This is a genomic window from Rhizobium sp. CB3090 (assembly GCF_029714285.1).
In the GTDB taxonomy this organism is placed as follows: Bacteria; Pseudomonadota; Alphaproteobacteria; order Rhizobiales; family Rhizobiaceae; genus Rhizobium.
The window spans coordinates 1,414,770-1,433,735 of the sequence record NZ_CP121663.1 but is presented as its reverse complement, the minus strand read 5'-3'; the positions used below and the strand labels follow the sequence as shown (position 1 = coordinate 1,433,735).

At 61.4% G+C, this 18,966-nt stretch carries 19 protein-coding genes; 2 read left to right on the top strand and 17 right to left on the bottom strand.

Annotation, left to right across the window (positions count from 1 at the left end; translation table 11 throughout):
* Position 1: 1 nt before the first annotated feature.
* Together QA646_RS25410 and QA646_RS25405 are read left to right on the top strand one after the other, a co-directional pair.
* Positions 2 to 718, top strand: coding sequence for an ABC transporter ATP-binding protein (locus tag QA646_RS25410; RefSeq protein ID WP_283059498.1), 717 nt, complete (start codon positions 2 to 4; stop codon positions 716 to 718).
* Positions 719 to 751: 33 nt separating this feature from the next.
* On the top strand, positions 752 to 1,711 hold the full coding sequence (locus QA646_RS25405) for a helix-turn-helix domain-containing protein (protein ID WP_283059497.1): 960 nt from the start codon (positions 752 to 754) through the stop codon (positions 1,709 to 1,711).
* A 30-nt stretch (positions 1,712 to 1,741) separates the two neighbouring features.
* On the opposite strand, the gene QA646_RS25400 is transcribed toward QA646_RS25405, so the two are convergent.
* The 17 genes from QA646_RS25400 to QA646_RS25320 all read right to left on the bottom strand — a co-directional run bounded on the left by QA646_RS25400 (position 1,742) and on the right by QA646_RS25320 (position 18,873).
* Positions 1,742 to 2,131, bottom strand: a complete 390-nt coding sequence (locus QA646_RS25400; RefSeq protein ID WP_283059496.1) for a nuclear transport factor 2 family protein — start codon at positions 2,129 to 2,131, stop codon at positions 1,742 to 1,744.
* 7 nt (positions 2,132 to 2,138) lie between these two features.
* Complete coding sequence (locus QA646_RS25395; protein ID WP_283059495.1) at positions 2,139 to 2,918, bottom strand: MoaF C-terminal domain-containing protein; 780 nt, start codon at positions 2,916 to 2,918, stop codon at positions 2,139 to 2,141.
* Positions 2,919 to 2,937: 19 nt separating this feature from the next.
* Entirely contained in the window at positions 2,938 to 3,726 is a 789-nt protein-coding gene (locus QA646_RS25390; RefSeq protein WP_283059494.1) for an SDR family oxidoreductase, read from the bottom strand.
* A gap of 174 nt (positions 3,727 to 3,900) precedes the next feature.
* Positions 3,901 to 4,707, bottom strand: coding sequence for a 4-hydroxy-2-oxoheptanedioate aldolase (gene hpaI / locus QA646_RS25385; protein WP_283059493.1), 807 nt, complete (start codon positions 4,705 to 4,707; stop codon positions 3,901 to 3,903).
* 11 nt (positions 4,708 to 4,718) lie between these two features.
* On the bottom strand, positions 4,719 to 5,522 hold the full coding sequence (hpaH, locus tag QA646_RS25380; RefSeq protein WP_283059492.1) for a 2-oxo-hept-4-ene-1,7-dioate hydratase: 804 nt from the start codon (positions 5,520 to 5,522) through the stop codon (positions 4,719 to 4,721).
* Positions 5,522 to 6,352, bottom strand: a complete 831-nt coding sequence (locus QA646_RS25375; RefSeq protein WP_283060560.1) for a fumarylacetoacetate hydrolase family protein — start codon at positions 6,350 to 6,352, stop codon at positions 5,522 to 5,524. The genes hpaH and QA646_RS25375 overlap by 1 nt, the downstream gene beginning before the upstream one ends.
* A gap of 54 nt (positions 6,353 to 6,406) precedes the next feature.
* Positions 6,407 to 7,813 (bottom strand): pyridoxal-dependent decarboxylase, encoded by a 1,407-nt coding sequence (locus QA646_RS25370; protein ID WP_283059491.1) that lies wholly within the window; start codon positions 7,811 to 7,813, stop codon positions 6,407 to 6,409.
* 156 nt (positions 7,814 to 7,969) lie between these two features.
* A complete protein-coding gene (gabD, locus tag QA646_RS25365; RefSeq protein WP_283059490.1) occupies positions 7,970 to 9,424 on the bottom strand; it encodes an NADP-dependent succinate-semialdehyde dehydrogenase in 1,455 nt (484 codons plus the stop codon).
* Between the two features lie 68 nt (positions 9,425 to 9,492).
* Positions 9,493 to 10,473: a 3,4-dihydroxyphenylacetate 2,3-dioxygenase gene (gene hpaD, locus QA646_RS25360; protein ID WP_283059489.1), complete on the bottom strand. Its 981-nt coding sequence runs from the start codon at positions 10,471 to 10,473 to the stop codon at positions 9,493 to 9,495.
* Between the two features lie 30 nt (positions 10,474 to 10,503).
* On the bottom strand, positions 10,504 to 12,021 hold the full coding sequence (gene hpaE, locus QA646_RS25355; protein ID WP_283059488.1) for a 5-carboxymethyl-2-hydroxymuconate semialdehyde dehydrogenase: 1,518 nt from the start codon (positions 12,019 to 12,021) through the stop codon (positions 10,504 to 10,506).
* Positions 12,022 to 12,062: 41 nt separating this feature from the next.
* Positions 12,063 to 12,449, bottom strand: a complete 387-nt coding sequence (locus QA646_RS25350; RefSeq protein ID WP_283059487.1) for a 5-carboxymethyl-2-hydroxymuconate Delta-isomerase — start codon at positions 12,447 to 12,449, stop codon at positions 12,063 to 12,065.
* 54 nt (positions 12,450 to 12,503) lie between these two features.
* Positions 12,504 to 13,523 carry a homoserine kinase gene (locus tag QA646_RS25345; protein ID WP_283059486.1) on the bottom strand — a complete coding sequence of 340 codons (1,020 nt, stop codon included), beginning with the start codon at positions 13,521 to 13,523 and terminating at the stop codon, positions 12,504 to 12,506.
* A gap of 7 nt (positions 13,524 to 13,530) precedes the next feature.
* Positions 13,531 to 14,814 (bottom strand): aspartate aminotransferase family protein, encoded by a 1,284-nt coding sequence (locus QA646_RS25340; protein WP_283059485.1) that lies wholly within the window; start codon positions 14,812 to 14,814, stop codon positions 13,531 to 13,533.
* A 2-nt stretch (positions 14,815 to 14,816) separates the two neighbouring features.
* Positions 14,817 to 16,172 (bottom strand): aspartate aminotransferase family protein, encoded by a 1,356-nt coding sequence (locus QA646_RS25335; RefSeq protein ID WP_283059484.1) that lies wholly within the window; start codon positions 16,170 to 16,172, stop codon positions 14,817 to 14,819.
* Between the two features lie 16 nt (positions 16,173 to 16,188).
* Complete coding sequence (locus QA646_RS25330; protein ID WP_283059483.1) at positions 16,189 to 16,875, bottom strand: HAD-IA family hydrolase; 687 nt, start codon at positions 16,873 to 16,875, stop codon at positions 16,189 to 16,191.
* Positions 16,836 to 18,089, bottom strand: a complete 1,254-nt coding sequence (locus QA646_RS25325; RefSeq protein ID WP_283059482.1) for a Tm-1-like ATP-binding domain-containing protein — start codon at positions 18,087 to 18,089, stop codon at positions 16,836 to 16,838. The genes QA646_RS25330 and QA646_RS25325 overlap by 40 nt, the downstream gene beginning before the upstream one ends.
* A complete protein-coding gene (locus QA646_RS25320; protein WP_283059481.1) occupies positions 18,040 to 18,873 on the bottom strand; it encodes an IclR family transcriptional regulator in 834 nt (277 codons plus the stop codon). Before QA646_RS25320 ends, QA646_RS25325 begins: the two co-directional genes overlap by 50 nt.
* Between the last annotated feature and the right edge of the window lie 93 nt (positions 18,874 to 18,966).

The following is an 18,966-nucleotide window of genomic DNA, read 5'->3' as shown; positions in this document are numbered from 1 at the left end:
CATGAACGTCACATCGGAAGTGAGCGTTGAGGACCTCGTTGTCGAGCGCGGCGGCAAGCGCGTCATTCATGGTGTTTCCTTTTCGGTCGCGGCCGGCAAGATCACGACATTGCTTGGCGCCAACGGAGCCGGGAAGTCGAGTACGGTGATGGCTATGGCGGGCGTCTTGCCGCGCGGCGGCTCGGTGCGTCTAGGCGATGCGGCGTTTGAAGGGTTCTCGCCTGACCGCATTCGCCGGGCCGGTCTTGCGCTCGTCCCCGAAGGACATCGCGTGCTCGGGCAGCTTTCTGTGGAGGATAATATTCTCGTGGCGGCGCTCGAGGGTTCGCCGGCAGCGCGCCGGCGAGGGCTGGAACATGCCTATGAAATTTTTCCCGAGCTTGCCGAACGGCGCCGTCAATCGGCGTCGGATCTTTCCGGCGGACAGAAGCAGATGGTGGCGATGGCGCAAGCCTTCGTCGCCAAGCCCCGTTTCATGATAGTCGACGAGCTGTCGCTCGGCCTGGCGCCTGCCGTCGTCAAGCGCCTAGCCGAGGCGCTGAAGATCGCGGCCGCCAGCGGCATCGGCGTCCTGCTGATCGAGCAGTTTGCCAACCTCGCGCTCGATCTTGCCGATCAGGCCCTTGTCCTGGAGCGTGGGTATCTGGTTTTTACAGGCTCTGCTGCAACCCTCAAAGCGCAGCCGGATATTCTCCATGGCGCCTACCTGGCGAGCTGAAGCGGAGGGTTTCACCTCTGGAGGACACCTAGCATGGCTGCAGCACTTCGAGGGTATGTCGAGAACGCCAATGGGCGAGCGTTTGCGGGACTGGCTCGCAACCTTTTTGGAAATGTTCGGCTCGACTTCAGCACTGCCGACGAGGAAAAAAGCCGGATGGTATCGGCCATGCTGGGCGCCTGCCGGCTGACGCGGCTGGAGGCGGATCGGCATGTCGTTTTCGGTGAGCATGTGACGGCCGGGCCAAATGATCCGGACGCGATCAAGCTGCTCGTGCAGACGGAAGGCAGCGCCTTGTTTGCCCAGGGCGGGCTGTATGCGCCGGTTTCGCAGAATGCGCTCGTGATCTACGATCCGCGCCGCCCTTATATGCTGACAAACAGTACGCCGGTTCGCCAATTGCTGTTGCAATTACCGCGTCACGCGCTGCCTCATGCGGCTGTGGAGCGACTGAAGAGACCCTTTATCACACATGCCGAGCATGACGGCATGTGCCGGATTCTGCTGTCGCTGATGGATTCGACCATGCACGAGATCGACCATCTCGATGAGGCACGGCGCTTGAGCGTTGGCCAGACCATGATCGATCTTGTCCGTGCCATGATGGGTGCGGGCCTGCCGCAAGCAAGGCCGGTCGTCAATCCGTTGGACCTGCTGCTGCAGCGGATCAAGGAATTCATCGACATCCATCTCGCACGACCGGACCTGAGCGTCGCCACGATCGCGCGCCGCATGGGCTGCTCGGTGCGCTACATCTATCGCGCATTCGAAGTCGAGGGCCTGACGCCCTCCGATTACATCTGGGATCTGCGCCTGCAAAGAGCGGCGGCGCAATTACAGGACGCCGGCGGCTATGCCGGCGAGATATCCGGGATCGCTTTTGCGCTCGGCTTTTCCTCCAGCGCGCATTTTTCGCGAGCCTTCCGCCACCGCTATGGCATTTCGCCATCGCAATGGCGCAAGGCCCGGATTTTCGTAGGTAGCGTGAGGTGACCCGACAGAGCGTCGGGCCACCTCGATTTTTCATCGCATGGATTCGTCGACTCTCAGCGTATCCGTGAACTGCTCGAAACGCCGGATCTTGTCGCCGGCCACGCCCCAGACATGCACGACGCGGGCTTTGAAGGCTTTGCCTGTCCCCTTATGCGTGCCGCTATAGTCTCCCACTCCGACCACCTCGTCGCCGGCGTCGATAAGACGTTCCAGCTTGAAGGTGTATCCGTCGAAAGCCTGGCCGAGCGCCTGAAAGACATTCTTAAAGACCTCCTGCGGACCGACATAGGTGCCCGCACAGGGAAAGCCGTCCATCTCCGTCCAGCGGCAGTCCGGAGCGATGTCGGCAAGCATGCCGTCCATGTCGCGGCGGTCGTTGGCGTCGTAATGTGCCTTTACGATATCGAAAGCTCTGCGCATCGCGTCCTCACACTGGTTCCTGGCCGGGCAGGTAATATGTCATCGATGCCTTACGGATGAAGGCACCTGCTGGGCTGTTTTGGATACGGCCGTCGCCGGTGATGCCGAGAAACTTGCCTGTCGACCGCATGTCTTTGAAATTGTAGAAGAATGTGGATGCAACTGCGATCTTGAATTCGCGGAAGGTGAATATGTAGAGGTTGTCATCGAACTTGTAGGTCGTCGTGAGATCGACGTCGCCATGGCCGCGTTGCACGCCGACGAGGCATTGCCAAGCATAGCGTTGCGACGAGAGATATGTATGCTCGTAGACGTGATTGGGGCTGTATGTGAAATGTGCCCTGAGTCCTATCAGGTCGCGACTCTCATGCGGCACTGGCCCACTCGCCGCACCGCCATCAATGACGCCCGGCCGGAAGATTTGGGCAACCTGCGGCTCGCCGACGGCATCCTTGGCATCGCGGACGATGGAATAGATGGAAAGCGCACGACGCGTTTCGATATTGAGGATCAGCGTTTCGGCTTCCTTGGGACGACCGGCAAAGATGATCTCCACGAAATAGGTCTTCGGTGCGACTTCGATCACTTCCGCCTTGTCGGTGTCGCCGTCCTTGCCCTCAGACCATTTGACTTCACCGTTGGCGAAGGCAAGCTCAAGCGTGCGGCCGTCGTCGAAGCCGATCTTGCAAGATGCGCCGGCGAGGGCCTCGGTTGCTGGCAAGCGGTTCGTGTCTATGCCATAGGCGAATTCGTCGTAGGTTTTCCAATCCTTGGGATTTTGGTTCATCGGTATCTCCTCTTCTTGATCATTGCACAAAGGCGAGAGTGGGCAGATCGACCGTGCCGGCGCCGCCATCGACGGTCAGGATTGCGCCGTTGATCATCGACGCCTCCGCCGAGGCCAGGAAGCAGACGGCGTTGGCGACATCTTCGGCAGTGGCCGGACGGCCGAGTGGCACGTCCTTGGTGACGAGCGCATAGGCCTCCTCGATGCTGTTCAGCTTGTATTTCTCGACGATGAATTCCATCTGTTCGTCGGCCATCGCGGTCGATACCCAGCCGGGGCAGACGGAATTGGTGCGCACGCTCTTGCGGCCGTAGTCGCGCGCCAGCGATTTCGCAAGCCCGATGCAGCCGTGCTTCATGGTGACGTAACCCGCCGCATCCGGCCCGGCAAAGAGCCCGGCGATCGAGGCGAGGACAACGATATTGCCCTCGCTTTTGATGAGATGCGGCAGGGATTCGCGGGCGCTGACGAAGGCAGTGTTGAGGTTGAGCCGGACGGCAAGATCCCATGTTTCGTCCGACATGCTGACCGTCGGTCCGACACCGTGGCCGCCAGCATTGGCGATCAGGATGTCGAGGCCGCCAAAAGTGTCGACGACCTTCTCGACGGCAGCCTTCATAGCCGCGCTATCCGCCGCATCCGCCACAACGACAGTGGCACCGATTTCCTCGGCAACGCCGCGAAGCGGTTCGGGACGACGCCCCACGAGTGCGACGTTGCCACCCTCCTGCCGGATGCGGCGAGCGACTGCCGCACCAATGCCCGTACCGCCGCCGGTGATCAAGGCAGTCTTATTCTTGAAACGCATGTTTCCTCCTCTTGGCTTTGCGGATCATCATGGCGGATGCGTGCGGACGCGTCGCGTCCAGTTCTGCAGTCTCTTTTGACTGAGCGTGCACAACGCAGCCCGCCGGGGCGCGCAAAATCCGCGCGATCGACAGCAACCGGTCGTGCGGTATCCAGGGAAGTCAGCTTCGGGAATTCAGTAGACTTTTGCGTCTGCAGGCGGCTTGGCGGCGTCTGCCTTCTTGAAGTCGCCGAGAAGCTTGGTCGTGGCGTTGGCAAGCAAGGTGACGTCGTTGCCGATTGCGACGAAGGTCGCGCCAAGGTCGAGATAGCGTTTCGCAAGCGAGAGATCGCCGATCAGGATGCCGGCGGCCTTGCCGTGCGACTGGATTTTGGCGAGCGCCTTTTCGACCTCTGCCTGAACCTCCGGCGCACCCGGCTTGCCGAGATAGCCCATGTCGGCGGCGAGATCGGCAGGTCCGATGAAAACCCCGTCTACGCCCTCGGTCGAGGCGATGCCGTCGAGTGCTGCAAGCCCCGGGCGGCTTTCCACCTGCAGAAGCAGGCAGATCTCGTCATTGGCCGTCGGCAGATAATCGGGAATGCGGTTGAAAGCAGAGGCGCGGGCAAGGGCCGCACCAACGCCGCGAACGCCATGCGGCGGATATCGCACGGCCTTGACCATAGTCTCGGCCATCTCCTTGCTATCGACCATCGGGATCAGCAGCGTCTGCGCGCCGATATCGAGCATCTGCTTGATGATCCAGGTCTCGCCGATCGGAGGACGGATCACCGCATGGCTGGCCGTGCCCTTCATCGCCTGCAATTGCGAGACGAGCAGAGGCACATCATTCGGTGCATGCTCGGCGTCGAGCAGCAGCCAGTCGTAACCGGCGCCCGCGCAGATTTCGACCGTGTAGGCGTTGGCGAGCGCCTGCCAGAGGCCGATCTGCGCCCGCCCTTCCTTCAGGGCCTGCTTGAAGAGATTCCTGGGCGCCGACATGGTTCACTCCCTCATGCAAAAAACAGGCTGACCGACCCGTACGGGCCGAAATCGGCATTGATCGTGTCGCCGTGCCGCGCCTCGATCGGGCGGATGAACGAGCCGGCGAGTACGATCTGGCCGGCTTCGATGCCGTCGCCATACTGCGCCAAGCGATTGGCAAGCCAGGCGATGCCGCGTGCGGGCTGGTTGAGAACGCCGGCTCCGAGACCGGTCTCCTCGACCTCGGCATTGCGGCTGACGATCGCGCCCATCCAGCGCATGTCGATCAGGTCCGGTCGCACGGCGCGGCCGCCGGTGACGATGCCGGCATTGGCGGCGTTGTCTGAGATGGTGTCGACGATGGTGCGCGCCTTCTTCGTCTCCGGATCGACCCTGAGGATACGGGTATCGAGGATTTCGAGGGCCGGGGTCACGTAGTCGGTGGCGTTTAGCACATCGAAGATCGAGACGTTCGGTCCCTTGAGCGGCGCCTTCATCACGAAGGCAATCTCGGCCTCGATACGCGGTTGGATGAAGCGGTCGGCCGGCACGGTCGCGCCGTCCTCGAACACCATGTCGTCGAAGAGCACGCCGGAATCGGGAATGTTGATATTGAGCGCATATTGCATCGCCTTCGACGTCAGCCCGATTTTCCAGCCGATCGGCTTGCGTCCCGCAGCGATCTTCTTCTGCACCCAAGCGCTCTGGACGGCATAGGAATCGTCCATGGTCATTTCCGGGTGCTTGAGAGAGAGAAGCCTGGTCTGGACACGCGTCCGCTCGGCCTGGTCGAGGCTTTCGGCCGCAGCCTGGATTTCATCGTGGGACAGCATCACAGCACCTCGTCGGCGATCGTGTTTTTCAGGACGCCGATGCCATCGGCCTCGACTTCGACAACATCGCCGGGCTTCAGCCAGATCGGCGGATCGAAGCGGGCGCCGGCCCCCGTCGGCGTACCCGTGACGATGACGTCGCCGGGAACAAGCGTGGTGAAGGTGGAAATGTAGTTGATGATCTTGCGGAAGGAGAAGATCATCCGGCTGGTGCGGTCGCTCTGGCGAACTTCGCCATTGACGCGGGTCGTGAGTTCGATGTCTTCAAGCTGCGCAGCATCCGTGAAGGGGATCAGCCAGGGGCCGATCGCGCCCGTGCGATCGAAGTTCTTGCCCTGGGTGACGTTGAACTTCGCATGGCGCACCCAATCTCGGATCGTGCCTTCGTTGCAGAGCGACAGGGCGGCGATATGGGAGAAGGCATCGGCTTCCGCGATCCGGCGGCCACCCTTGCCGATAACAATGACTATCTCGCCTTCATAGTCGAGCTGCGGGCTTTCCGGCGGCCGGATCAGCGGCTGGTCGTGTCCGGTGAAGGAGCGCGGAAAGCGGATGAACAGCGAGGGATTGGAAGGTGCCGCCTGGCCATCCTTGTATTCCTCATTGCGGTCGGGGAAATTGACCCCGACGCAAATGATCTTTTCCGGCGACGGAATGGGAATTTCGAAGCGGATGTCGTCAAGCGCGAAATCCGGCTTCAAGTCCTTGGCTTCCTCGGCGAGTTGATCGAGACGACCGGCCTCGATCACTTCGCGCAGCGTCGGCCATGTCGCGCCATGGCGGGCAGAGAGGTCGACGACACCATCGGTCTTGACGAGACCATATTTCAGGGTGCCGCGGTGGGAAAAGCTGGCGAGGCGGGGCCGTTCGGTCAAAATGGTCTCCTATGTCAAGCTGCGGGCAATCTCGGTGATCACCGTGAAGGCCGTGTCGGCGTCATCGCGGGTCATCTCGAACTGGCCTGCCTGGAAGCGGATAGCGATACGCCCGTCGACGCGGGTTTGCGTGAGATAGATGCGGCCATCGTCGTTGATGGCGTTGACCAGTGCAATGTTGTGGCGGTCGACGTCCTCACCACCTTTATGGCGGAAGGAAAAGAGCGACAGCACCGGCTCGCTGACGAGTTCGAAATCCGGTTCGGCGGCAAGCCGTTTAGCCAGCTCTTGCGACCAGGCCACATGGTTGCGGATCATGGTACGCAGCCCTTCAAGCCCGTGATAGCGCATAAGAAACCAGAGTTTCAGCGCGCGAAACCGACGGCCGAGCGGCACGGACCATTCGGAATAGTTGATGATACCGTCATGGCCGTGCGTCTTCAGATATTCCGGCTGGATGGCGAGCGTGCGTACCTGGTCTTCCGGACTGCGGATGAACTGTACCGAGCAGTCGAAATTGGCACCGAGCCATTTGTGAGGGTTGAAGACGATGGAGTCCGCGGCCTCGACGCCGTCCCAAAGCTTGCGGAACTCGGGGCAGATCATCGCGGAACCGGCCCAGGCGGCGTCGACATGCAGGTAGAGCCCGTGCGCCTTCGCGACTTCAGCAACCGCGCGGATCGGGTCGCAGGCGCCGATCGAGGTGCCGCCGGTGCAGGCGATGATGCCGGCCGGGATATGGCCGGCGGCAAGGTCGGCCTTGATCGCGGCATCCAGCGCTTCGGGGTCCATGCCATTGAGCGGGCCTTTGGTGGGAATGCGTACCAGATTTGCCTCGCCGATGCCGGCTATCCAGATCGCCCGGTCAATGGAGGTGTGCACTTGTTTTGAGGCGTAGACGCGTACGGCCTTTTGCGCTGAAAGCCCCTCGCTGTTGCCCTTCCAGCCGAGGGCCTTTTCGCGCATCACCAGTACGGCGGCGAGCGTCGCAGTCGAGGCGGAATCCTGGATGAGGCCGGCAAAACCGTCCGGAAGTCCCATAGCTTGTCGCAGCCAGCCGACCACGCAAGTTTCAAGCTCAGTCGCCGCCGGCGAGGTCTGCCATAGCATGCACTGGGCGGCGATGGAGGTGACGAGATAGTCTGCGATCACCGAGACCGGCGCAGCATTCGCCGGGAAATAGGCGAAGAAGCGAGGATGCTGCCAGTGCGTTAGACCATCCGGGATGATGCGCTCGAAATCGGCGAAGATCGCTTCCATCTCCTCGCCCGCTTCCGGTGCTGAATCGGCGATTTGCCGGGCGATATCGCCAGGTTTCGTCTGTGCCCGTACCGGCCGCTCGCGCAGGCCCGCGCGATAATCGGTGCCCCAGTCGGCGACTTTTCGAGACCAATGACGGAATTCTTCGCTATCCATATATCGTCCCTATTTGGTACTGCGTTGTTTCGGCGCTGTGTCATCCCTTGCGCAATTCCCACGGCGAATAGCTGGCTGAGCATTTCAAATGCGGCCGCCTCGCCATGAGACTGAACCAGGGATGGGTTATGCTTTATCTCGGGCCTTCCCTTGACCTCAGACGACGCCGCCGAGGCAGACATATTTGATTTCAGTGAACTCCTCGATGCCGTAGCGCGAACCCTCGCGGCCAAGGCCGGAGAGCTTGACGCCGCCGAAGGGGGCTTCGGCCGTCGAGATCAGGCCGGTATTGACACCGACCATGCCATATTCCAGCGCTTCGGCGACCCTGAAGACGCGGGCGAGATCCTTGGCGTAGAAGTAGGAGGCAAGGCCGAATTCGGTGTCGTTGGCCTGAGCGATGACATCCGCCTCATCCTTGAAGCGGAAGAGGGGAGCCACCGGCCCGAAGGTCTCTTCTCTGGCGACAGCCATCGTCGGCGTGACATCGGCCAGCACGGTCGCTTCATAGAAACGTCCGCCGAGCTGATGGCGGTGACCGCCGGTAACGACGCGACCGCCTTTGGAAAGCGCATCGGCAATATGTTCCTCGACTTTAGCAAGGGCTGCCTCGTCGATCAGCGGGCCGAGATTGATGCCGTTGTCGAAGCCATTGCCGGTCTTGAGCGTGCCGACGGCCTTGGAGAGTTTTTCGGCAAAGGCATCGTAGACTCCGTCCTGCACATAGAGCCTGTTAGCGCAGACGCAGGTCTGGCCGTTGTTGCGGAACTTGGCGATCAGCGCCCCTTCGACGGCGGCATCGAGGTCAGCATCGTCAAATACGATAAAGGGCGCATTGCCGCCGAGCTCCAGCCCGAGTTTCTTGATGGTCGGCGCGCTCTGCTTATAGAGCTCGGCGCCCACCTCGGTCGAGCCGGTGAAGGTCAGCTTGCGCACGACCGGGCTTGCCGTCATCTCGCCGCCGATGGCGCGGGCTGAGCCGGTCAGTACACTGAAGAGGCCCTTGGGGAGGCCGGCGCGTTCGGCAAGCACCGCAATCGCGATCGCCGAGAACGGCGTCTGCGAGGCAGGCTTCAAGACCATGGCGCAGCCGGCGGCAAAGGCAGGGCCGGCCTTGCGGGTGATCATGGCGTTCGGGAAGTTCCAGGGGGTAATTGCCGCGACCACGCCGATCGGCTGCTTCAACACCAGAATACGCTTGTCCTTCTGGTGGCCGGGGATGATGTCGCCATAGACACGGCGGGCCTCTTCGGCGAACCATTCGACAAAGCTTGCGCCATAGGCGATTTCGCCCTTGGCCTCAGGAAGCGGCTTGCCCTGTTCGGTCGTCAGGATGCGTCCGAGGTCGTCCTGGTTTTCCATCATCAGCTCGAACCAGCGCCGCAGGATCCCGGAGCGCTCCTTGGCGGTGCGGGTTGCCCATTCTTTCTGTGCAAGTTCGGCTGCGGCAATCGCCTTCTTGGTTTCCGCAGCCCCCAGATTGGGAACAAGGCCGATGATCTCGCCCGTCGCCGGATTGTCGACCCTGATCGCATTGGATGGATCGGCTTCGATCCACTCGTCGCCGACCAATGCGGCTTGCCGGAACAATGTTGTGTCTTTCAATTTCATGACTGTTTCCTCGCCTCGCGAACGTTGATGAGAGCGGGCGTTTTCCTGCCCGCTCTCAAGGGTAACGCTTAAGGCGCGATAATCGGCTGTGCCTTCAAATCAGGCTCGGCCACTTCCGCACCGGCAAACAGGCTACCATGTTCGAACCAGGATTTGGGAGCGGGCGCGCCCCACAATGTCTGGCGCTGCGGATCCTTGAGGTCCCACTTGATCGGCTCCAGATCGGGATCGACGGTCTGATAATCCGAGCAATAGATCTCGATACGATGGCCGTCCGGATCGAGAATGTAGAGGAAAAAGGCGTTGGAGATGCCGTGACGGCCTGGACCGCGCTCGATATTGGCAACCCAGCCGGTGGTCGCCATCAAGTCGAGCAGGTCGATGATGTTGAGCGGCGTCGGCACCCAGAATGCGGTGTGGTGCAGGCGCGGACCGCGGCCGTTGGTAAAGGCGATGTCATGGACGCCGCCCTTGCGATGCGTCCAGGCGGCCCAGAGGCGGCCGGTTTCCTCGTCCTCGGTATATTCGGTCACGCGGAAGCCGAGTTCGTTGTAGAAGGCGACGCTTTCATCGACATTGGTCGAGAAGCAGTTGAAGTGGTCGATGCGCAGCGGCTTCACGCCCTTGTAGAGCGCGTATCTCTGGTGGATCGGCGGCAGGCGGTCCATCTTCGAATAGAATTCGAGGGGAATGCCATGCGGGTCGCGCGTTCGGAAGGTCCGCGCCTGGTAGGGGCGCTCGACCCACTCCACCGGCAGGTCCTTGCCCTTGAAGAAATGCGCAGCCTTGTCAAGATCCTCGTCGCCGAACACCTTGAAGCCGAGATCGCGGGCTTCGGCCTTGTCGGACTTTTTCAGCACGATGCAGTGATGGCCACGTTCCTCCATCGCCCGCAGGTAAATCGTGTCCGCGGTCTCGTCCGTCACCTGCAGGCCGAGCGTGTCGACATAGAAGGCGCGGGACTTGGCGAGATCGGTGACGCCGAATTCGACATGGCTGAGGCGCACGATGTTGAAGGGCGGATAGAGATTGGGTTTCGGCAGGGGCATTTGTTCCTCCTCTTTATACGCGCGGTCGGCTCAGCCGCCGAGTTTCTGAATGGCGTGCGGCTTGGTGGCGAAGGCGATGTTCTTGGTTTCCATGTAAAAATCGAAAGACCAGTCGCCGCCGTCGCGGCCGATGCCGGAGCTCTTGACCCCGCCGAAGGGGGTCGGCAGATGGCGGATGTTTTCCGAGTTCACCCAGATCATCCCGGCTTCGAGATGATCGGTGAAACGGAAGGCGCGGGTCACATCCGACGTCCACAGGTAGCCGGTCAGGCCGTATTGGACATCGTTGGCAAGGGCGAGCGCATCGGCCTCGTCTTTGAAGGCGATGGCGGTCAGCACCGGCCCGAAGATTTCTTCCTGGGCGATGCGCATCTGGTTGTTGGCACCGGTGAACAGGGTGGGGGAGACATAGCAACCGCCGCCCGGGCCGTTGACCTTCTCGCCGCCGGCGGCGAGCGTTGCGCCCTCCGATCGGCCGATCTCAATATATTCCAGTACCTTCTGTTCATGCACCGGATGCACGAGCGGGCCGATGACGGTTTCCGGATCCAGCGGATGACCGACCTTGATGCGCTTGGCCTTCTCGGCGACGAGGTTGGTGAACTTGTCGTAGACACTTTCCTCGACCAGCAGGCGCGAGGACGAGGTGCAGCGTTCGCCATTCAGCGAATAAATCATGAAGACGGCGGCGTCGGCCGCGTGCTCGAGATCGGCATCGGCAAAGACGATGACCGGGTTCTTGCCGCCGAGCTCGAAATGCACGCGCTTCAGCGTGTCTGCGCCCTGCTTCATGATCATCGAGCCGGTGCGGCTTTCGCCAACGAAGCCGATCGCCTTGATCAACGGATGTTCCGTCAGCGCGCGGCCGGCATCCTCGCCAAAGCCGTTGACAAGATTCCAGACACCCTTCGGCAGGCCGGCTTCCTCGGCAATTTCCACCAGCAGACGCGCGGTCAGCGGCGAGAATTCGGCCGGCTTGTGAACGATGGTGCATCCGGCGGCAAGCGCCGGCGCGATCTTCCAGGTCGACAGCATGAAGGGCGTATTCCAGGGCGTGATGATGCCGACGGGGCCGATCGGCACGCGCGTCGTCAGGTTCATCTGGCCTTCGGCGCGCAGCGCCTTGCCATCCCGGGCCTCCGGTGCGCGGTCGGCGAAGAAGCGGAAGTTCTCGGCCCCGCGCAGGGCTGCCTTGGCCATGAACTTCAGCGACTGTCCGGTATCCATGCATTCAACGAAGGCGATCTCTTCGGCGCGAGCGACGATCGCGTCGGCGATTTTGTGCAGGAGCTTCTTGCGCGCCTCGCCGGGCATGGCGGCCCATTCGGCAAAGGCGGCCTTTGCGGCTCTTGCCGCGCGGTCGATATCGGCCACCTTGCCGCGGGCGACGGTGGCGATCGGCTTCAGATCGACGGGCGAGATCGTCTCGAAGCTGGAACCATCGTCACCAGGCACATCCTCGCCATTGATGCGGTTCAGGACGCCGCGCTCCTTGAACCGGGCAAGATAGGTTTCCGCCTTTGCGATGTTTTCCTGCAGTTTGGACATCGTCTATTCCTTTGATGTTTTGTCGTCCCGCGAAGGGATTATTACTTGCCGCGCAGCCGCGGATGGATGGCGTTCTTCTTCCAGCTCAGTTCCGCATCGATCTCGCGGATTTCCAGCGAGAGGGCGAAATGCGGCGTCTCGAAGAGGGGGCCGAGAACGTCGACGGCCGCGGCAAAGATCGCTTCGCCGGCGCGCTTTTTCTCTTCGTCCGTGCGACCTTTCCCAATGCGGAAGTTCAGATCGACGAAGGCATTCTCGGGCAGCTTGTCGGCGATTGCGTAGTGATCGGCGCGAAAGGCGCGCACGCGCACGGCACCGACCTCGAAAAGGCCGGTCTCGAGGACCGTCTTCAACAGCCGATCGCAGAGCGCGCCGATGTCGGCACGACCCTGCAGATTGGCCGAATATTCGATGGCGAGATGTGGCATGAAGTCCTCCCGAACTCCCAATTACTTAACACGTTAACAATTATATGGAGGATGTCAAGCTGCCTTATTGAGCTTTCTTGCCATCTCCAAACTTTCAGCGACGTAATGGGACAGGCGCTCTGCCGCGCCAGGAATTTCCGCGCGTTCGGCAAGCCATCCGATATAGGTGAGGTTCCTCAGCACCATGAAGAGCGGCAGGCTCGCCAGTGCCGCGTCGGAAAACACACGTCGGCTGCGATAGCCTGATATCAGCGCTTTCTCGATTGCCGGATAGGCCGGCTCGTTGCGGTTTTTCAGCAGGGTCGTCGCGAGATCGAAGAGGCGGAAGCCATGCCCTGCATCGTCGAAATCGATGAAGGCAACTTTGCTTTCGTTTTCCGTCAGGAAGATATTTTCCCGCACGAGATCGGCATGGATCAATCCGTAGTCCAGGTCGCCTGGAGATATCGCCGTAAGCGCCTGGCGCAGCTCATCGCGCAATGTTGAAAGTACGGCAATGCTTTGGGGAGGAAGCCCCGGGCAATCCCAGAAGCGTCCCCAGAGCGGCTTTTCTCCGAGCAAGCCTTCGGCGTCCCATGCTGGACGGCGAAAGTGCTCTGGTGTCTCCCAGGCATCGGCAAGCTCGTGCATGATGGCCATGCCGTGGCCGATGCGGAAGAAGATATCCGCCTGCGTATTAGCCGATTGCGACAGCGGCATACCGCTTTGCCCAAGCGGAACGCCGTCGATCCAGCTCACCACGTCGGCATGCTGTTCGGGAAAAAGCTTGTTGGCCGGCAGGAGAATGAGGCTCTGCTCATTGCTCGTCGGAACCGGGCTCGGCACGTCGAGACCGCCGAGCTTGAGGGCGGCCATGAATTGCAGCTCCGAGCGCAGGCTTGTCTCGTCATGATAGCCCGGCCGATGCAGCCGCAGGGCCGCGAACTTTCCATCTTCGAGAGTAATGCGGAAGACGGCATTCTCCCGATATTTCATCAGGAGAGGTTCGTGGGCCTGCACCGGCCAATGGTCGAGTGCCTCCAGCGCACGCTTCTGCAAAGCATCGCGGATGGTCTGCGGCAACTGATCAGCCATATCAGCCTCACAGGCCGGATAACACGTCGTCGAAGATCGACAACATGAAGTCGGCATTGTCCTTGGAGAATGGCATCGGCGGGCGAATCTTTGTGGCGCATTGGTGAATGCCAATCTTGCCCATCAGCACGCCGCGCTCGCGCATGGCGTTGACGATCCGGGTCGCCTGAGCGGTGGCAGGCTCCTTCGTTTCTTTGTCGAGCACGAATTCGGTGCCCATGAAGAGGCCGCTGCCGCGCACATCGCCGATGATCGAATGTTTCTCGGCAAGCCTCTTGAAGGCGTCACGCGTGTATTCGCCGACATTGAGGGCATTCTCGACGAGGCTTTCATCCTCGATGACATCGAGCACGGCCATCGCCGCCGCACAGGAGACCGGATTGCCGCCGAAGGTGTTGAAGTAGCGGAATGCTTTGCGGAAGGCATTTATCGTATCGACATTGGCAATGACGCCGCCGACCGGATGGCCGTTGGCCATCGGCTTGCCGAGCGTGACAATATCGGGAACGATACCGGCGCGCTGATGGCCCCACATGTGCGAGCCTGTGCGGCCGAAGCCGGGCTGCACCTCGTCGGTGATCACCAGACCGCCGGCCTTGCGCACGGCTGCAACGGTCTTGTCGAGAAAGCCCGGCGGCAGATCCGGAAAGCCTTCATTGGCAAAGAATGGATCGATGATGATGGCCGAGAAGCCGTGCGGGCTATCCTGAAGCGAGGCGATCGCCTTTTCGACTTCGGCTGCAAATATCGCAGCAAAGGCGTCGCCGCCTTCACCGCCAAACGGACGGTAGCTGTCCGGCGCCGGTACATGCCGGACATGGCCGCCGAAGCCTCCGAGCGGCGGCATGCGGGTCGATAGCTGCGACACGGCGGTCGTATTGCCATGATAGGTGTGGTTCGTGGCGATGACGCCGGTCTTACCTGTCACTGCCTGCGCCATACGTAGCGCCACGTCGTTCGCTTCGCTGCCCGTGCAGGTCAGGATCGCGGCATTAAGGCTCTTGTCGAAAGTCGCCGTCAGCCGCTCGACATAGTCGAGAATGCCTTCATGCAGGTAGCGGGTATGCGTATTCAGCGTGGAGGCCTGCTGCGTGATCGCTTCCACCACGCGGGGATGACAATGGCCGACATGCGGCACATTGTTGTAGCAATCGAGATATTTGCGGCCATCGGCATCCCAGAGCCAAACGCCTTCGCCGCGTACCAGATGCACCGGATCATCATAGAAGAGCGACATGTTTCGGCCGAGAAGTCGTTCGCGGCGCGCGATGAGGGTTGCGTTATCGGACATGATCAGCCCCTCGCCGCGGCGAGACCTGCGTCGAGCGCGGTCAAGATAGTCTGAACATTCTCGGCGGTCACGATCAGCGGCGGCGACATGATGACGTTCACGCCCGAGGTGCGGATCAGAACGCCGGCGTCATAGGTCGCATCCTGAACCTTCTGCACGACATCCTTGGCAGCACCGCTCTTCTTCGCGCGGTGGCTGACAAGTTCGAGAGCGCACATCAAGCCCTTGCCACGCACGTCGCCTACCAGCTCATGCTTGTCCTGCAGCTTCTTCAGGCCGGCCAGCAGCTCTTCACCGCGCGCCGCCGCGTTGGCCGCGACGTTGAGCCGCTTGGTTTCCTTCAATGTGGCAAGGGCTGCGGCCGCACCGACCGGGTGGCCGGAATAGGTGTAGCCGTGACCAATGCTGCCGACCGCACTCTTGTTGCTCTCGAAAACCTGCGCCACCTTGTCTCCGATCATCACGGCTCCGAAGGGGAAATAACCGTTGGTGATCGCCTTTGCGGTCGACATCAGGTCCGGCTGGACGCCCCAGAGGCGCGATCCGGTCCAGGCACCGGTGCGGCCGAAGGCCGTGATCACTTCGTCGGCGATCAGCAGGATGCCGTGCCGATCACAGATATCGCGCATCAGCGGCAGGAAGGTCTCGTGCGGAACGATGACGCCGCCGGCGCCAAGCACCGGCTCGACGATTAGCGCGGCGATGGTATCGGCACCCTGGAAGGCGATTTCATCCTCGAAGAGCCTGCCGATGGCAGCCGCAATCTCCGCGCCGTCGGTCGTGTTGAACGGGTTGCGATAGGTAAAGGGAGCGGGCAGGTGGATGACGCCCGGCAGCAGCGGCTCGTAGTTGCGGCGAAAGTTCTGGTTGCCGTTGACGGAGGCGCCGCCGAAATGCGTGCCGTGATAGCCCTTCTTCAGCGCGACGAATTTGGTGCGCTCCGGCTGGCCATTGACCTTATGGTACTGACGCGCCAGCCGTAGGCAGGTTTCGACTGAATCCGAGCCGCCGGAGGTGAAGAAGGAACGGCTGAGGCCATCCGGCTTGAACCATTCGGCAAGCTCGTAGGAGAGTTCGATCAGCGGCGAGTTCGTCGTGCCGCGGAAGGTCGAATAATAGGGCAGCTCGTCGAGCTGGTCGCGGATCGCCTTCTTCACCGGCTCGCAGGAATAGCCGAGGTTGACGTTCCAGAGGCCGCCGACCGCGTCCAGCACCTTCCTGCCATGGATATCGACGATCTCAACGCCTTCGCCGGAATTGATGATGCGCGGCGGATTGGCCTGCATTTCCGCGGGATGAGCCATCGGATGCCACAGGTGACGGGCGTTGTTTTCGATGATGAAATTGGTTTCACGCATGTCGATTCCTCTTGGTTTAGAGCCCCAGCATGGCAAGTGCGCGGGCATAGCTTTCAGCGGGGCGGGTCACATCGAAATGCACGTGAGGCAGGTTCACGGCTTCGGCGCCCTCGATGTTTTTCTTCTGGTCGTCCACGAAGACGCAGGCCTCCCGCGGCAGGTCGAGCTCGGAAAGAACGAGCTCGTAGGAACGGGGATCGGGCTTGAGGATCTTCGTATATGTGGCATCGACGATGACGTCGAAGAGGTCGATCAACGGAAAACGCTGGCGGAACTCGACGCCGTAGAAGAGATCGAGTTCGTTCGACAGGATTGCCAGTTTCAGGCCGGCCTCCTTGGTGCGCAGGATGGCGTCGCGCGCTTCCGGACGAAGAACCAGTTCCGGTTCGGCGCCGCGCGCCCGGCGCACGAAGGTCTGCATGTCGGTCCAGGTCTCGCCGACCAGCTTGCCGACTTCGCTGGCGCGTGTGAGCCAATAGTCGCGCTCGGTGATCTCGCGGTTCTGCATCGCCACCCAGAGCGGGTCCGTCGTCGTGTCGAACGGGCCGAGCCAGGTCAGCGATCCCTTGGGAAGGCGGAGCGTGCGTTCGGTGATGTCATGCGTTTCGAACAGGGTGCGGGTGACGACGCCGCCGAAGTCGAGGATAAGAGCGCGGTCTGTTGTCACAGCCGTCCCTCCGGAATGACGCCCTCGGCCACCCATTGATCGAATATGGCGAGTGCGGCGGCCGAGAAGGCGGGCGCGTTGATATGGGAATCGACTTCCTGCAGCGTGACGGTGGGCGGAATGGCCCGGCGCATTTCGTCTATGAAAGCTTCGAGGCCTTCCGGATCATGCAGCGGCTCATCCGGTTTGTCCCATTCCTGCAGTCCTTCGGTCGGCAGCAGGAAAGCGACCTTCGCACCGGCGCGTTGCAGTTTCTGCCCGATCAACCGGGCGACCTCCCGTCGTCCCTCCGGCGATGTCGTCACCGATCCGATCAGCCGGTTATGGGCGTGATACGGGCGATCGACGAAAATCTCCGGCAGGGCCTGCCACGCCTGAAGATCGACCATGTCGACCGCGCCGGGTGCAACGATCTGCGGAATGCCGGCGCGTCCGGCATTTTCGAGCCTGTCCGGCCCGGACGTGACGACGCTGCCGTAATGATGATTGCTGACCTCCTGTATGCAGAAATCGAAGACGGCGGCAAAGTCACCCTTCGAAGCGATCGCTTCATAGGCGCGTCCGCCCATACCGGTGGAATGGAATACGGCGACGTCATAGCCGCGTTTTTCCAGTTCAGGGCGTATATACTTCATATATTTCAGGCAGGAGGAACCGAGCGATGTCATGCCGACAAGCGGGCGTTTGCGATCCGGCTTGGTGCCGTGCTTTGCAGCACCGACGACCGCACCGCAGGCCTGCGAGAGGACCGAGCGGCAGATGCTGTTGAGGCCATAGAGACCGCCGGCCCACAGGATCATCATCAGGTCAGGCGCGATGCGTTCGGGCGGAATGAGATGGGAGTAAGCGATGGTCGAAACTACAAATTTAGGAACGCCGAGCGGCAGGACGGCGGCGACATCGAGCGCCAGATCCGTGCCCATGGAGCCGCCGAGCACGATGACGCCGTCGACCAATCCGTCTTCATAGAGGCGGCGGGTCAGCGTCGCCGCACCCTTTGCCATGGCCGCCATGGCGCTGTTTTCATCGCCGCTTTCGGCGATTGCCTCGATCGAGGTTGCGGCAGCGTTCGCAACGTCGTGCTTGGAGTAATCCGGTCTATAGGGTGGATCGCCGAGAATGCTGACATCGACCATGGCCGGCTGGCCGCCGGCTTCCTGGATGATGGATGCCATGAATTGCAGTTCGTCGCATTTGGTGTCACCGGTTCCGATGACGAGTATCTTTGGCGGGGAAGCCTCGGGGCTCATCAATCTGTCCTCCTGACTTTGGACTGGTTCCCATGGGTCTTTCCGACCCGTAATATTTTTCTGAGATTGCATTGGCTGCAGTAACTGCCTGCGCACCGAATTCATGGATGGTTGCCTTTGTGGTGCGCGAAAGCGGGGCGGCGACGGCAACGCAGCCGATCGGATGGCCGTTGGGCGTGCGGATCGGCGCCGCCGTGCTGATGACGCCGGCTTCGAGACCTTGGTCGCTGATAGAAAAGCCGCGCGCTGCCGTCTCATCAAGCAGATTGCGCACGCGCTGAGGGTCGACAACGGTGTGATCGGTAAATTTCTCGAGCGTCTTTCCGAGCGCTTTGTCGATCTCTATCCGCGGGCAGAATGCCAGGAAAGCAAGGCCGGAGGCCGTGGCATGAAAGGGCAGGAGGCTGCCGACATCGATCATGATGCGGTGCGCGCGCGGCGAATCCTCCACATGGATGGTCGAGAGCTGCCCACCGGAGAATTCCGAAAGATGCACCGTTTCAGTCGACGATTCGGCGAGCGACTTGATGAACGGGATCGCGACCCGCAACAGCGGAAAGCGTGCTTCGCGAATGCGTGCGAGGCGAACCGGCGCCGAGCCGATGCGATAGCGGCGCGTATCCGGGTCCTGCTCGACGAAGCCGTGTTTTTCCAGTTCCACCAGAAAGCGGCGTGCGGTTGCCTTGTCCAGCGTGCACAAGCGGGCGATGTCGGTGAGGCCCGCCTCCTTGTCCAGCCGTGACAGGGTATCCAGCAATGAAAGCGCCTTTCCGATCGTGCTCATCGTTCCTCCTCTTGGGTTGGCCAGCTTCTGATTTCCTGCGTCCGGCCGAAGCTTTCCGTCCATCAGATCGCTGACCCTGCGCCGCGGCACGAG